The 14,575-nt window shown below is 58.2% G+C and carries 13 protein-coding genes and 1 pseudogene; 7 read left to right on the plus strand and 7 right to left on the minus strand.

Translation table 11 applies throughout. From position 1 onward, the window contains the following. Positions 1–44: 44 nt before the first annotated feature. Together kdpA and kdpF are read right to left on the minus strand one after the other, a co-directional pair. Entirely contained in the window at positions 45–1,739 is a 1,695-nt protein-coding gene (gene kdpA / locus F8N12_RS20275; protein ID WP_150581974.1) for a potassium-transporting ATPase subunit KdpA, read from the minus strand. 9 nt (positions 1,740–1,748) lie between these two features. Beyond that, positions 1,749–1,838, minus strand: coding sequence for a K(+)-transporting ATPase subunit F (gene kdpF, locus F8N12_RS20280; RefSeq protein WP_150581975.1), 90 nt, complete (start codon positions 1,836–1,838; stop codon positions 1,749–1,751). A 653-nt stretch (positions 1,839–2,491) separates the two neighbouring features. On the opposite strand from kdpF, the gene rfbB reads away from it, so the two are divergent. The 5 genes from rfbB to F8N12_RS20305 all read left to right on the plus strand — a co-directional run bounded on the left by rfbB (position 2,492) and on the right by F8N12_RS20305 (position 7,500). Next, positions 2,492–3,574, plus strand: a complete 1,083-nt coding sequence (gene rfbB / locus F8N12_RS20285) for a dTDP-glucose 4,6-dehydratase (protein ID WP_150581976.1) — start codon at positions 2,492–2,494, stop codon at positions 3,572–3,574. Then, entirely contained in the window at positions 3,571–4,446 is an 876-nt protein-coding gene (gene rfbA / locus F8N12_RS20290; RefSeq protein ID WP_150581977.1) for a glucose-1-phosphate thymidylyltransferase RfbA, read from the plus strand. The genes rfbB and rfbA overlap by 4 nt, the downstream gene beginning before the upstream one ends. 46 nt (positions 4,447–4,492) lie before the next feature. After that, entirely contained in the window at positions 4,493–5,359 is an 867-nt protein-coding gene (gene rfbD, locus F8N12_RS20295) for a dTDP-4-dehydrorhamnose reductase (RefSeq protein WP_150581978.1), read from the plus strand. Between the two features lie 483 nt (positions 5,360–5,842). Continuing rightward, complete coding sequence (gene eat / locus F8N12_RS20300) at positions 5,843–7,207, plus strand: ethanolamine permease (protein WP_150581979.1); 1,365 nt, start codon at positions 5,843–5,845, stop codon at positions 7,205–7,207. A 125-nt stretch (positions 7,208–7,332) separates the two neighbouring features. Continuing rightward, entirely contained in the window at positions 7,333–7,500 is a 168-nt protein-coding gene (locus F8N12_RS20305; RefSeq protein WP_081832539.1) for a DUF2897 family protein, read from the plus strand. A 347-nt stretch (positions 7,501–7,847) separates the two neighbouring features. Here the strand turns inward: F8N12_RS20305 and F8N12_RS20310 are convergent, their stop codons facing one another. Further along, positions 7,848–8,699, minus strand: a complete 852-nt coding sequence (locus F8N12_RS20310; RefSeq protein WP_150581980.1) for an urea carboxylase-associated family protein — start codon at positions 8,697–8,699, stop codon at positions 7,848–7,850. A 193-nt stretch (positions 8,700–8,892) separates the two neighbouring features. Here F8N12_RS20310 and F8N12_RS20315 point away from each other — a divergent pair. Continuing rightward, positions 8,893–9,120: pseudogene (locus tag F8N12_RS20315) on the plus strand (TetR/AcrR family transcriptional regulator); the annotation flags it as partial. A 39-nt stretch (positions 9,121–9,159) separates the two neighbouring features. Here the strand turns inward: F8N12_RS20315 and F8N12_RS20320 are convergent. Next, positions 9,160–9,411 carry a hypothetical protein gene (locus F8N12_RS20320; protein ID WP_150581981.1) on the minus strand — a complete coding sequence of 84 codons (252 nt, stop codon included), beginning with the start codon at positions 9,409–9,411 and terminating at the stop codon, positions 9,160–9,162. A 120-nt stretch (positions 9,412–9,531) separates the two neighbouring features. Between F8N12_RS20320 and F8N12_RS20325 the strand changes: the two genes are divergently transcribed. Beyond that, positions 9,532–10,404 carry a WYL domain-containing protein gene (locus F8N12_RS20325; protein WP_150581982.1) on the plus strand — a complete coding sequence of 291 codons (873 nt, stop codon included), beginning with the start codon at positions 9,532–9,534 and terminating at the stop codon, positions 10,402–10,404. Positions 10,405–10,476: 72 nt separating this feature from the next. Here the strand turns inward: F8N12_RS20325 and F8N12_RS20330 are convergent, their stop codons facing one another. From F8N12_RS20330 to fabF, 3 genes are all read right to left on the minus strand, one after another. Then, the gene (locus F8N12_RS20330; protein WP_150581983.1) at positions 10,477–11,475 is read right to left on the minus strand and encodes a hypothetical protein; all 999 of its coding nucleotides are present in this window, start codon (positions 11,473–11,475) and stop codon (positions 10,477–10,479) included. Further along, positions 11,472–13,040 carry a hypothetical protein gene (locus tag F8N12_RS20335; RefSeq protein ID WP_224787730.1) on the minus strand — a complete coding sequence of 523 codons (1,569 nt, stop codon included), beginning with the start codon at positions 13,038–13,040 and terminating at the stop codon, positions 11,472–11,474. The genes F8N12_RS20330 and F8N12_RS20335 overlap by 4 nt, the downstream gene beginning before the upstream one ends. Positions 13,041–13,279: 239 nt before the next feature. Further along, on the minus strand, positions 13,280–14,554 hold the full coding sequence (fabF, locus tag F8N12_RS20340; RefSeq protein WP_150581984.1) for a beta-ketoacyl-ACP synthase II: 1,275 nt from the start codon (positions 14,552–14,554) through the stop codon (positions 13,280–13,282). Between the last annotated feature and the right edge of the window lie 21 nt (positions 14,555–14,575).

Below are 14,575 nucleotides of genomic sequence, written 5' to 3' on the forward strand. Positions count from 1 at the left end.
GCTGCTACAGAGCGCGGGTTTTGTCTGACTGATTGGCATCAGGCTCAGAAACCCAGGCTCAAATGTTCAGCAATCGGACCGAGCGCCAGTGCCGGCAGGAAGGTCAAACCGCCCACCAGCAAAATGGTCACGGTCAGCAACGTCACGAACAACGGGCCATGGGTGGGGAAACTGTTCGGGCTGATCGGCGCGGCTTTCTTCATCGCCAGGCTGCCGGCCAGCGCCAGCACCGGCAGGATGTAGCCGAAACGGCCGAGCAACATGCCGAACCCGAGCATCAGGTTGTGAAACGCGGTGTTGGCACCGAAGCCGCCGAACGCCGAGCCGTTGTTGGCGCTGGCCGAGGTGTAGGCGTACAGCAACTGACTGAAACCGTGCGCGCCGGGGTTGCTCACCGATGCCACCGGGCCCGGCAGGCTGGCGGCAATTGCGCCGAATACCAATACGCCCATGGGCATCACCAGCAGCGTCACCACGAGCAACTGCACTTCCCTGGCCTGGAGTTTCTTGCCGAGGTATTCCGGGGTGCGGCCGATCATCAAGCCGGCGAGGAACACCGCGATCAGCACATTGAGCAACATGCCGTAGAGCCCCGCGCCGACGCCGCCGAAGATCACTTCGCCAACCATCATGTTGACCATCGCCACCATGCCGCTCAGCGGATTAAGGCTGTCGTGCATGGCGTTGACCGAGCCGTTCGATGCAGCGGTGGTAGTCACCGACCAGAGCACGGTGGCCGTGGTGCCGAAGCGCACTTCCTTGCCTTCCAGCGGCGCGGTCTGTTCGACGGCGGCGTTGTTCAGGGTCGGGTTCGGTTGATATTCGGCCCACAACGAAGTGGCGCCGCCGATCAGGAACAGCGCGAGCATGCAGGCGATGATCGCGCGGCTCTGACGCAGGTCTTTGACGTAATGACCAAAAGTGAACACCAGCGCGGCCGGGATCAGAATGATCGAAGCCATCTCGAACAGATTGCTCCAGGCAGTCGGGTTCTCGAACGGGTGCGCCGAGTTGACGCCGAAGAAACCGCCACCGTTGGTGCCCAGTTGCTTGATCGCAATCTGGCTGGCAGCCGGGCCTAGCGGGATCACCTGATCGACACCTTGCATCGTCACGGCATTCACATACTGCGCGAAAGTTTGCGGCACGCCCTGCCAGACGAGGTACAGCGCCAGCAACAGGCACAGCGGCAACAATCCGTAGAGTGTGGCGCGGGTCATGTCGACCCAGAAGTTGCCGAGGGTGCGGCTGGATTTGCGCCCGATGCCGCGACACAGCGCGACCAGCACGGCCAGGCCGGTGGCGGCGCTGACGAAGTTCTGCACGGTCAGGCCGACCATTTGGCTGAGGTAGCTGAGCGTGGCTTCGCCGCTGTACGACTGCCAGTTGGTGTTGGTCATGAAGCTGACGGCGGTGTTGAACGCTTGCGTCCACTCCTGGCCCGGCAGGTTCTGCGGGTTGAGCGGCAGGTAGTTCTGCAACAGCAGGATCGCGAACAACAACACAAAACCGGCGAGGTTGAAGGCGAGCAACGCCAGGGCGTATTTCTGCCAGCTCTGTTCGCTCTGCGGATCGACACCGGCGACGCGATAACAACCGCGCTCGACCGGTCCGAGCACCGGTGACAGCCAAGTGCGCTGGCCTTCCATCACCTTGTAGTAGAACCGTCCAAGAAAGGGAGCCGGAATCAATACCAAACCGAAGAAGGCCAGAATCAGCCAATAGTCATAACTGTGCATTAGCCGCCCCTAGTTCCGGTCCGCGCGCAACAGCGCCACCAACAGATAAATGAACAGCCCCGCTGCCAGCATCAGCGACACCCCGTCCAGAATGCTCATGGGTCAATCTCCGTGTTACGGCGTATTGCCGCGTGTGGAGGTATTGTCGGGAGGGAGGGTGTAAAGGCGCGAGATCGAGGGGGTGGGCGGGGTATAAAGAATGTGTAAAGAGTGTTGCGGTGTCTGGGCGGGCGAATTTCAACTGTGGGAGCGAGCCTGGCGGCGATGGCGGTGGGTCAGCTGATGTACATATCGCCTGACACGGCCTCATCGCGGGCAAGCCACGCTCCCACAGGGGAACGCGGTCAGTTCAATGACGGCGATCCACTGTGGGAGCGAGCCTGCTCGCGATGCGGTCTTCGATTCAGCCTGATCCGCCCGAATGTACTCGGTCCACTGTGGGAGCTGGCCTGCCGGCGATGGCGGTGGGTCAGCTGATGTACATATCGCCTGACACGGCCTCATCGCGTGCAAGCCACGCTCCCACAGGGGAACGCGTTCAGTTCAATGACGGCGATCCACTGTGGGAGCTGGCCTGCCAGCGATGGCTTTGTCTCAGGTGATTAGATTTTTGCCAGTGAAAGTATCCGCTTCTGACTACTCTTGCAGCTCGACAAATTCCAAATCGGATCAACACTTCTATTGCACTCCCCCGCCGCTGCCGACAAGCTATGCCCATTTGCGTTATCGACTTCCGAAAAAGGCTGGCCAACATGCGTATCCTCATCACCGGCGGTGCCGGTTTCATTGGCTCTGCGCTCATCCGCGAGCTGATCCAACACACCAGCCATGAAGTGCTGAACCTGGACAAGCTGACCTACGCCGGCAATCTTGAATCGTTGACCAGCATTGCCAACGACACGCGCTATGAATTCGTCCAGGCCGACATCATCGATCAGGCGACTGTCAGCGCCGTGCTCGCGCGGTTCCAGCCACACGCGATCATGCACCTGGCGGCTGAATCCCACGTCGACCGTTCCATCGACGGTCCGTCGGATTTCATCCAGACCAATATCGTCGGTACCTACAGCCTGCTCGAAGCCGCCCGAGGCTACTGGCAGACCCTCGCCGAGCCGGAAAAAAGCGCGTTCCGTTTCCACCACATCTCCACCGATGAAGTCTACGGCGACCTGCACGGCGTCGATGACCTGTTCACCGAAACCACGCCTTACGCGCCAAGTTCGCCCTACTCCGCCAGCAAAGCCGCGTCCGACCACCTGGTACGCGCCTGGCACCGCACCTACGGCTTGCCGGTGCTGCTGACCAACTGCTCGAACAACTACGGCCCGTTTCACTTCCCTGAGAAGCTGATTCCGCTGGTCATCCTCAACGCCTTGGCAGGCAAACCGCTGCCGGTCTATGGCAACGGCCTGCAAGTGCGCGACTGGCTGTTCGTCGAAGACCACGCCCGCGCCCTGTTGAAAGTCGTCACCGAAGGCCAGATTGCCGAAACCTACAACATCGGCGGTCACAACGAACAAACCAACATCGACGTGGTACGCGGCATCTGCGCGCTGCTCGAAGAACTGGCGCCGCAGAAACCTGCAGGCATCGCGCACTACGCCGACCTGATCACCTTCGTCCAGGACCGCCCGGGCCACGACCTGCGCTACGCCATCGATGCCAGCAAGATCGAACGCGAACTCGGCTGGGTGCCGCAAGAAACCTTCGAAACCGGCCTGCGTAAAACCGTGCAGTGGTACCTCGACAATCTGCAATGGTGCCGTCGGGTTCAGGACGGCAGCTATCAGGGCGAACGACTGGGCGCCATCAATCCAAAGGAGTTGCTCGCATGATCAAGGGAATAGTTCTGGCGGGCGGTTCGGGCACGCGTCTGCATCCAATCACGCTCGGCGTGTCGAAACAGCTGCTGCCGGTGTACGACAAACCGATGATCTACTACCCGATCTCGGTGCTGATGCTGGCCGGCATCAAAGACATTCTGGTGATCTCGACACCACAGGATCTGCCGCAATACCGCAATCTGCTGGGCGATGGCAGCCAGTTCGGCGTGAGCTTCAGCTACGCCGAACAGCCGACCCCGGATGGCCTGGCCCAAGCGTTTCTGATCGGCGAAGCATTCATCGGCAATGACCCGGTGTGCCTGATCCTTGGCGATAACATCTTCCATGGCCAGCACTTCGGCGAGCAGCTGCAAAGTGCGGCGAAACGCGCGTCCGGCGCGACCGTGTTCGGCTATTGGGTCAAAGACCCCGAGCGCTTCGGCGTGATCGACTTCGACAGCGATGGCCGCGCCCTCTCCATCGAAGAAAAACCGAAAACGCCGAAATCCAGCTACGCCGTTACCGGCCTGTATTTCTACGACAACGACGTGATCAAGATCGCCAAAGCGGTCAAGCCTTCGCCGCGCGGCGAGCTGGAGATCACCGACGTCAACAATGCCTACCTCGAACGCGGCGATCTGCAGGTTGAACGCTTCGGCCGCGGCTTCGCCTGGCTCGACACCGGCACCCACGACAGCCTGCTCGAAGCCTCGCAATACGTGCAGACCATCGAGCATCGGCAAGGCCTGAAAGTCGCCTGCCTCGAAGAAATCGCTTACGAAAACAAATGGATCAACCGCGGGCAATTGCTGGAGCGCGCGCGCTACTTTGGCAAGACGGGATACGGTCAATACCTCGCGAAGCTGGCGGGCGAAGACCAATGATCCTTCTGTGCGCGGATGACACTCCTAAAGCGGAAAACCTGAGCGTATGAGAATTTTGATCAGCGGCCAGCACGGCCAGGTCTCCCGCGAATTGCAGCGCCGACTGGGCAGCATCGGCGAAGTGATCGTGCCCGGCCGCGAGCAGCTCGATCTGCTGCAACCCGAGCAGATTCGCCAGCAGGTGCGCACGATTCGCCCCGATCTGATCATCAACGCGGCGGCTTACACCGCCGTAGATCTTGCGGAAAGCGAAGCGGACGCAGCCTTTGCCATCAACGCCACGGCGCCCGGTATTTTCGCCGAAGAAGCGCTGGCGCTGGACATTCCGCTGATTCATTACTCCACCGATTATGTGTTTGATGGCACCAAGGTGGGCGCGTACACCGAAGACGATCTGCCTAATCCGCTAGGGGTTTATGGTGCAAGCAAACTCGCGGGCGAACGGGCCATCACCGATGTACGGGGCAAGCATTTGATCCTGCGCACCAGCTGGGTTTACTCGACCCATGGGCGCAATTTTCTGCTGACGATGCAGCGGTTGCTGCAGGAGAAGCCTGAGTTGCGGGTTGTTGCGGATCAGATCGGCGCGCCAACCTGGGCGGGTACGATTGCCGAGAACACTTTGGCGCTGATCGAACGCTGGCAATCGGGCTCGTCCTCCTGGGGCACCTATCACATGACGGCTCAGGGCCAGACTTCATGGTTCGGTTTTGCCCAGGCGATTGGCGAGGCGTTACGTGAGCAGGGGAAACCCTGTGCGCAGTTGCTGCCGATTCCGTCCAGCGACTACCCGACGCCTGCTGCTCGGCCGCTGAATTCGTGTCTGGATTGCGGTCGGTTAGTGCGGGATTGGGGGGTACGTCAGCCGGACTGGCAAACCGCGTTGCGTGAGTGTCTGACCGAACAAAAGTAGACGTCGAGTTCAATCTGTAGCCAATCATTGAAACACCACTGATCCTGTAGGAGCCGGGCTTGCCCGCGATAGGGCCGTGCCTGCCACCATCCGTGCTGACTGAACCACCGCCATCGCGGGCAAGCCCGGCTCCCACAGGGATTGGTGGTGTCAGAACCTGCGCGTTTTGTAGGAGTGAGCCTGCTCGCGATAGGGCCATGCCAGCCAAAATCCGTGCTGACTGAACCACCGCCATCGCGGGCAAGCCCGGCTCCCATAGGGATCGGTGGTGTTAAGGCCGCGCATTCCCTGTGGGAGCGGGCTTGCTCGCGAAGGCGGCATCACGGCCAACACTGCCCTCAACTGACGCACAAAATCTCCTCATCCCACACAAATCATCCCCGATACGACCCCTTCCAGCGCTTTACGACCTCCTCCAGCACACTGGCACGCCCACTGCACGCGCCCTTCCCCGAGCTTTCCAACCGTTCAGGGAGCAAACGCATGAACACACAACTCAAACCCACGCTGGGCACGTTGCACCTGTGGGGCATTGCGGTCGGGCTGGTGATTTCCGGTGAATACTTTGGCTGGAGCTATGGCTGGGGGGTGGCCGGTACACTCGGTTTTCTGGTCACGTCGTTCATGGTCGCAACGATGTACACCTGCTTCATCTTCAGTTTCACCGAGCTGACCACTGCGATTCCCCATGCCGGCGGGCCGTTTGCCTACAGCCGGCGCGCCTTCGGCGAGAAAGGCGGCCTGATCGCCGGCCTCGCGACGCTGATCGAATTCGTCTTCGCCCCGCCCGCCATTGCCCTCGCAATCGGTGCCTACCTGAACGTGCAATTTCCTGCACTCGATCCCAAACATGCAGCGGTCGGCGCGTACATCGTGTTCATGGGTTTGAACATCCTCGGGGTCAAGCTCGCAGCGACGTTCGAACTGGTGGTCTGCGTGCTCGCCGTCGCTGAATTGCTGGTGTTCATGGGCGTCGTTGCGCCAGCGTTCAGCTTCAGCAACTTCGCCCTGAACGGCTGGGCCGGTTCCAACGAGTTTGGCGCCCCGGCGATTGCCGGAATGTTTGCGGCGATTCCGTTCGCGATCTGGTTTTTCCTCGCCATCGAAGGCGCGGCCATGGCGGCCGAGGAAGCCAAAGATCCGAAACGCACAATCCCCAAGGCTTACATCAGCGGCATTCTGACCCTGGTGGTGCTGGCGATGGGCGTGATGTTCTTTGCCGGTGGCGTCGGTGACTGGCGCACGCTGTCGAACATTAACGATCCGCTGCCGCAAGCGATGAAAACCGTGGTCGGGGAAAACTCCGGCTGGTTGCACATGCTGGTGTGGATCGGCCTGTTCGGGCTGGTAGCGAGTTTCCACGGGATCATTCTCGGCTACTCGCGACAGTTCTTCGCGCTTGCCCGCGCCGGTTACTTGCCGGCATCACTGGCCAAACTGTCGCGTTTCCAGACGCCACATCGCGCAATCCTCGCGGGCGGCGTGATCGGCATCGCGGCGATCTATAGCGACGGTCTGATCAATCTTGGCGGCATGACGCTGACGGCGGCGATGATCACCATGGCCGTATTCGGTGCCATCGTGATGTACATCATGAGCATGCTCAGCCTGTTCAAGCTGCGCAAAACCGAGCCGAACCTGGAGCGCACCTTCCGCGCGCCTTGCTACCCCCTGGTGCCCATCATCGCGCTGGTGCTGGCGACGGTCTGCCTGGTGGCGATGGCATGGTTCAACACGCTGATCGGGCTGATCTTTCTCGGCTTCATGGCGGTGGGTTTTGTGTATTTCATGCTGACCGCACAACTGCGTGCAGATGCGCCGGCTGATGCGATGCTGACCGGTTTATAAAAACACCGCCGCGTCCGAAGCGGCCAGGCATAGAATGGAACCACTGCGACCATCAATCGCTCATAAGTGATATGCACGATCGGCTGGCGAATTGCGCCAGCCGGCCTGCCCTCAAGGAGAGCCCTATGCCCTGGTATGCCTGGTTAATTTTGGTTGTTGCAATCGGTTCGATAGTGGGTGGTCTGATGATGTTGCGCGACACCGCCAACAAGGTCGATCTGACCGATGAGCAACGCAAACGGGTTGCTGAACGCAATGCGCAAGCGGATGCCAAGGACGCCCAGGACCGCTGAAGCACCCGCAACGATTAATTTGTAGCAGCTGGCGAAGCCTGCGTCCGGCTGCGCAGCAGTCGTAACCAATCAACTTGTAGCAGCTGGCGCAGCCTGCGTCCGGCTGCAAAGCAGTCGTAACCAATCAACTTGTAGCAGCTGGCGAAGCCTGCGTCCGGCTGCAAAGCAGTCGTAAACGATCAACTTGTAGCAGCTGGCGCAGCCTGCGTCCGGCTGCGCAGCAGTCGTAAACCCAGCGAACACTGTTTATCTGACAAACCGCGGGAGCTAACTTTCTACGACTGCTACGCAGCCGGACGCAGGCTGCGCCAGCTGCTACATGTTCCTGCGCGCAGCTGACGTTGTGGTTATTTTTCCCAATCCGCCTTCTCAATCTTCAACCCATGCATCCCGGCATACGCCGCACGCTCCGGCTGGCTCCAGCCCTCCAGCAATGAATCCTCCAACCGATAAATCTCCACCCCCAGCGGACGACAAACGCTTAGCGGGTCCTGCGCCTCCGGCCCCCACATCGCCAGCGACAAATCCCCTCCCGGGCACGTCGAAAGCGCACACAACAGATCAATCTCGGCAAAAAACTCCAGGTAATCGCCCTTCTTCGCCGGACACGCCTTCATGAAATACATGTCGTCATGATTCAAACCAGTGCATTGGAAGATATTCAAAACATCATGCACATCAAACTCAGTCAGACCATGCGGCAATACCGCGCGCGTCAGGTTCGAGTGACAGTGATGATGAAAATCTTCACCGGTGAGCATCTTGTTCACATACGGGTCACAGCGAGTGCCGAGCAAATCGTGCAACCGTCCGCCATGCTCATCGATGCCGTAACTCGCCAGGCTGTCATCGGTAATCGTTACCAGCGGCCGCAGGAAAGGCAGATTCGACCACAGCCGGTCATGAGTGCTCACATGCGCGCCCTGCAACTGCCGGGTGCGCGCCGCCCATAACCGTTCCCGCGGATCGTTGGCATTCCATACGTTGAAATCACCAACCTGAGGGCCAACCGGTGTGGTCACGCGAAACACATGCCCGGCCGGAACCTTCCAGGCGCGGCCCGTACGGATCGGAACTTCGAACTGCTCGATCAGCGTACGATCTTCTTTATTGTCGCGAATCCTTTCATAAAAAGCCTTGTCCACCTGCAACGCAGAGCCTTTGCTGACTTGATAGGCCGCCGGATAGTCTTTGTACATGGCACAAGATCCTTGATCAGTGACGGGTAAACGCTGTTACACAGCGAACGCTGTCCGAACAGGTAACCACTATTCGTGCCACCCGCAATCATTGCCCCAGATCAGCATCGACGTATCTGCGTAGTTTTTTAGAAGTAAAAGTACAATCACCATGCAATTTTCATTGGTTAAAATGGAGCATTGTTGCGGAGAGGAGCTTGGCCTGCGTGGGCAACAAAGCCCGACCAGCGATGCCGTGCTCAACACCAGGCTGGAACAAGTGGAAGGCACGCTCAAAGGCGACGATATCAGCGAACGTGCACTCGTCATCATGTCGACATTGATTGGTGCGCTGACGCTGTCACGCAGCGTCAAGAATCCCGTGCTGGCTCAGAAGATTCTCGACGTTGCGCGTGACTTCCTCAAAAAGCAGCAGAGCTGAAAATCAGTGATGTTTTGGGGCATGTGCAATTGTTGCTCATCAAGCCGGCACCAGTGCCTGTAACAACACCAACTTTCTTTCCAGCTGTTCAACGTGTGCTTTTTCAGCTCGGAGCGCCGAACGTAGTTCTTTGTTTTCCTGCTCCCAAATCCGCGCCCAACGCGTTGTGATCCTGCAAGCAACCGCCATTTCCCAAATTTCCCGCAACCTCAAGTATTGAAACAGCAGCACCAAAGCAATCGCGCTCAATACCAATAGAGCTATTGCCGAAATCGCATCCGTCATCGTCATTTCCATATCCTTTACGTAGGTTCGGGTGGCCCCGAAGACAGCCGAAGAATATGTAGTCTTTTACGACACGTATAGAATGTATACTTGCACAGGTAAACAAATCACTCATATGGAAATGGCATGAAACGCGATCAAGACATCACCACAGTCAGGTGGGATCTGGCACTTCGCTACCGCTTAATAGAGACAGTAGCCTGGTGGGAAGGCCGGCTGACAACGGGCCACTTGATCCAGAGCTTCGGCATCAGCCGGCAGCAGGCGTCGAAGGACATCAACGCTTACATCAACGACCATGCGCCCGAAAACCTTACATATGACAAGCAGATCAAGGGCTATGTACCCAGCCCCAAGTTCAAGCCTCGCTTTATTGATGACAGCGCGAACGCTTACCTGCACCTGCTGAATCAAACTCACTCCCGCGCCGAACACGTCGAAGGATTAGCGCTGGCTTATGCGCACACACTGGTACTGGAAGTGCCCGACAGGACGATCCGTCCGGAAATCCTGCGCCCGCTGCTCAAGGCTTGCCGGGATGGTTTGAGGCTGGAGGTGGAGTACGTCTCGCTGGCAAATCCCATCACGGAGATTAGGCTAATCGCGCCGCACACGCTGATTTATACCGGGATGCGGTGGCACGTTCGGGCGTACTGCGAGAAGAACGGCCAATACCGCGATTTCGTCCTGAGTCGCCTGCGCGGCGTTCCGGAGTTGCTCGGCCAATCCCCTAATCTCATCGTGGACGATATCGACTGGAATACTGAAGTGTCGGTGATCATCGAACCCGACTCGCGTCTCAGACCAGAACAGAAAGAGATTATTGAAGCGGACTACGGCATGAAGAATGGCGCACTGATAATTCCCACCCGCAGGGCGCTGATGGGGTATGTGCTGCAAAGATTTCAAATCGATCCGAAAAAACTTGACCCAAAACCGGCTGCACAGCAGATCGTGGTCAAGAATCTGGATGAATTAAAGCCGTGGCTGTACGAGTGATACGACAGTGCTGACACGCCCGCGCGTCGGCACTGTCGTCAGAGAGCGCGCCTCAGCGCGCGGCCAGTCCAGTCAGATGATCCCGGCGATGTTCAAACTCAGCGCAACACTGGATATCACGGCGATGCCAGCAACAACTGCCACCGTACGCACGAGTTTAGAGTATTGGCTCGCACTCAACGCCGCCTGTTCCTGCAACTGGGCAAGTTGAGTCCCTGAGGCTTGCTTGAATTCCTTGAGCTCCGCGACACGCTGCAAGTCCAGTTGCTGGGTCATTTGCAAGGTTGCCAGAATTTCCTGAATCGCCTGATTCTGGTTTTGATCCGTAATCGCCTTTTCCTGCAGCCGCTCGTCGATCGATGCCAGACGCTCGGACTTGCTCTGCAACAACTTGTCGATGGAAGCCAGACGTTCGGTCTTGGTCTCCAGCAATTTGTCGATGGACGCAAGTCGCTCGGTCTTGGTCTCCAGCACCGAATGAATCTGGCCGATGTCCTTACCCTGCCGCGCGACGATCTCAGCCTTGTGGTTCAATACTGTTTTGATACTGGCGATATCGTTACGGCTTTGCTGGACGACTTCAGCCTTGGCGGAAAACTCCAGCTTGAGACTGTCAATATCCTGTTTGTTGAGATCGATGCGAGTCTGAGTCGACTTCGACCCTTCGGCAATCTTGCAGAAAATGCCATGAGCCCTGTCGGCAAACGCCTTACCCGTTGCGCTCAGTTCCTGAGTACGGCCTTCGGAGTCTAGCCAACCGTTTCTAGCACTGGTCTCAAGCTCACTGATGACCGCCGCGAGAAAGGAATAGCTCATCGTGTTAAGCGTGATGATTTCCTGAATTAGCCCCAGCATGAGCTCATTGATTTTGTTCTGGGATTTGGAGATATCTACCAGATCGCTCTTGGAACTGCTGAAAATGCTCTTGAGCGCTCCCCGCCCCTCTACGCGCTCAATATTGCTATTCGAATCCTCAATGCTGCGCTCAATGTCTTTGATGACATTGAGCAGATCCGACGCAATGGTCGTGGGCGTCATGTTGGTCTGGGTGATCAGTTCCTTGGTACTCATGAAAACAGCTCCATCAAATCATCGAGTTTGTTAACCGCGTCGCGGTAATCCTTGACCTGAACGTCGGTCACGGCTTTCTTTTCCTGCACTTCGTTCCAGCTATCGGAGAACTGCACGCGCAGTACTTCGGCGGTCACGGTCATGTTCTGGTAGGCGTTATCGAGCAACAGTACCGATTGCTTGATTTTCAACAGCCCCACCGTCTGACCACGATGAATATCCGCGACCTGCTTGTTCTGGAAACTGATCGAGTCACGCATACGATCAAACGCCATGACCGTGAAGAGCGTGAGAGTGCCGGTCAGGATGCCCGTGATAACCGGGGCAAGCGTCGCAGCAAAGGGCAAGAACACCGGGATGGCCTCCAAAGCCTTCTGAATCACTTCCTCCAGCGCCAGGCCGACGCACAGGGCAACCGATGCGCCAAATATCTTCATGACCTCAAGCGCGATCTCGCCCGCAGGCGTGCCTTGCGGAGGAAACATGATCAACTTGGCAGCGCGAACGAGCGAGAGAACGACCTCACGAATGATGCGAACCAGATTCTTGGCGGTGGTGATGAAAGAGTTGATGACCAACGTTACCAAGGTCGAAATGAACCCGCTCAAACCTGCGCTGAGACCTTCTTTGAGATATTCGGACCACTTCTTTTTAACCCGTTCGAATGTGGCGTGGATGCGATCTTTAACCAATTCCATCAACGACTTTGCGCCGTTGAATCCTTCGCGAACCAGATAACGCACATCGTCAACTAGGTCAGTGATCAGGTCTTTGAGCAGTAAGCCGAGTATTTGTCTGGCAATCAGTTTGGACGATGTTTTCGCACCTTCGACCATGAACTCACCGGCTTGCTTGTAGAACACAGCCTTGTTCTGCGTACTGTCGACCGCACGCGTTGCCGTGCGGTGTCTTTCGATCAACGTGTCGGGATCGACTTCGTAGTATTGAGCGTTAGTCTTGCTAGGATCTTTGGTGCTGGGCTCGGCCGCCCACTTCAGCAAGTCTTTCTCCCCCTTCGAGGAGTTCATATTGAAACCGGTCAGCACGACGTTGTCGTCCAACGTCGCCGTGTCTACGCGCTCCTCGCGAGTCTGCCCGAGATGTCCTTTGGCGGAACGCTCGATGCTACTGGCGCTGACGACGTGGTCTCGAGCGGAAATGCGCGGACCTTCCGGAAACTCAGCATCAACTTTATAGCCGTCGTAGAACTTGCCATCGGCGCTGCGCATGTCGTCATGCTGGCGGTCGAGCGCCTTGTCATAATCATCTCGGTTGAAGGTCGATTGATTGGCTTGCTGCCACGCTGTGTGGCGGGCGCCATCGGCATCGTTGGCGACCACACCCTTATCGAAGTTGTGCAACGTGGTGATATCGCCACCGTCACGGTCCGCGAACATCGCCCGAGTCAAACCGAACGGCCCCATCAACTGGTCGATCATCATGCTTTGAAAAGCGTCGACAAATTGCGCCTGCTGCTGCGCATTGGGAGCAGCGTTGATCTGTCGAATCATCTCTTCGACCTGATCATCAATATGGACTATCAGATCATTGGAGCTGGTGTGCATAGCGTTCCCTTGCGGTGTGTCGTCGAGCATCTTCGCGCACGCCGTCCCTTCCGAGAGAAACAGGGGCACAAATGCGTTAGCGCGAAGCCTCGATCCTTGATGGCAGAAATGACGCTGTAGCCGTGACGGTTATGCAGATAACGGCAGCCTGGAGGGAAACTTTAGAGGGTAGTGCGGCAAAAAGCTATCACCGCACCCGTCGAGGTATTTGCAGGGGGGGAGGAACATTCAGACTCGTACTAACCCGCCCAACGCTTGAACAACACGCTGGCATTCACCCCGCCAAAACCGAAGCCATTGGACAGTGCATACTCGATCGCCATCGGCCGCGCCTGCCCTTGCACAATGTCCACCCCATCCGCCGCCGGGTCCGGGTTATCCAGATTCAGCGTTGCCGGTACAATCTGGTCACGAATCGCCAACAGCGTAAAGATCGCCTCCAGCCCGCCCGCTGCACCAAGCAAATGGCCCGTGGCCGATTTGGTCGACGTCACCGCGATTTTCTTCTCCGCACCAAACAACGCCTTGATCGCCGCCAGCTCGCCCAAATCGCCAACCGGCGTCGACGTCGCATGCGCGTTCAGATGCTGAACCTGCGCCGGTAAAACGCCCGCCTGAGCCAACGCCAGCGACATCGCCCGACGCGCGCCACTGCCGTCTTCCGGCCCCGCTGTCAGATGATAAGCATCGGCGCTGGTGCCATAACCCACCAGTTCCGCCAACGGTTGCGCGCCGCGGGCCAATGCATGCTCCAGAGACTCAATCACCAGAAGCCCGGCGCCCTCGCCCATCACAAAACCGTCACGATCACGATCAAACGGTCGCGAAGCGCGCTCCGGCGTGTCGTTGAAGCCACTGGACAACGCACGCGCCGCGGCAAAACCGGCCAGACTGACGCGATCAATTGCCGCCTCCGCCCCGCCGCACACCGCAATGTCCGCCTCGCCGCAACGAATCAACCGCGCCGCATCGCCAATCGCCTGAACACCCGCCGCGCACGCCGTCACCGGGGCGCCCAACGGACCTCTGAAACCGTGCTGGATCGATACATGCCCCGCCGCCAGATTCACCAAAAACGAAGGGATGGTGAACGGCGATAACCGTCGCGGGCCACGGCTGTCGGTAGTGCGCACCGCATCGGCAATCGCGCCAAAACCGCCGACGCCAGAACCGATGATGGTCGCCGTGCGTTGTTGGCCTTCATCGTCTTGTGGTTGCCAGCCGGCCTGCGCCAGCGCCTGACGCGCCGCCTCCATGGCGAACATGATGAAGCGGTCCATTTTTTTCTGCTCTTTAGGCGGCGTCGCCAGGTCCGGATCAAATCCAGCCTCGGCATCTTCCGCGATCGTTGGCACCGTACCGCCAACCTTGGCCGGCAAATCCGCCACGACCTCATCCGGCAGTTTGCGCAAGCCAGACTGCCCGGCCAACAACCGCGCCCACACCGCCTCGACTCCGCTACCCAGCGGAGAAACCAGGCCCATTCCTGTTACAACCACACGACGATCACTCATACCGCAATACCCTCAAGCCAA

This window comes from Pseudomonas fluorescens, from assembly GCF_902497625.1.
GTDB classification, from domain to species: Bacteria; Pseudomonadota; Gammaproteobacteria; order Pseudomonadales; family Pseudomonadaceae; genus Aquipseudomonas; species Aquipseudomonas fluorescens_BQ.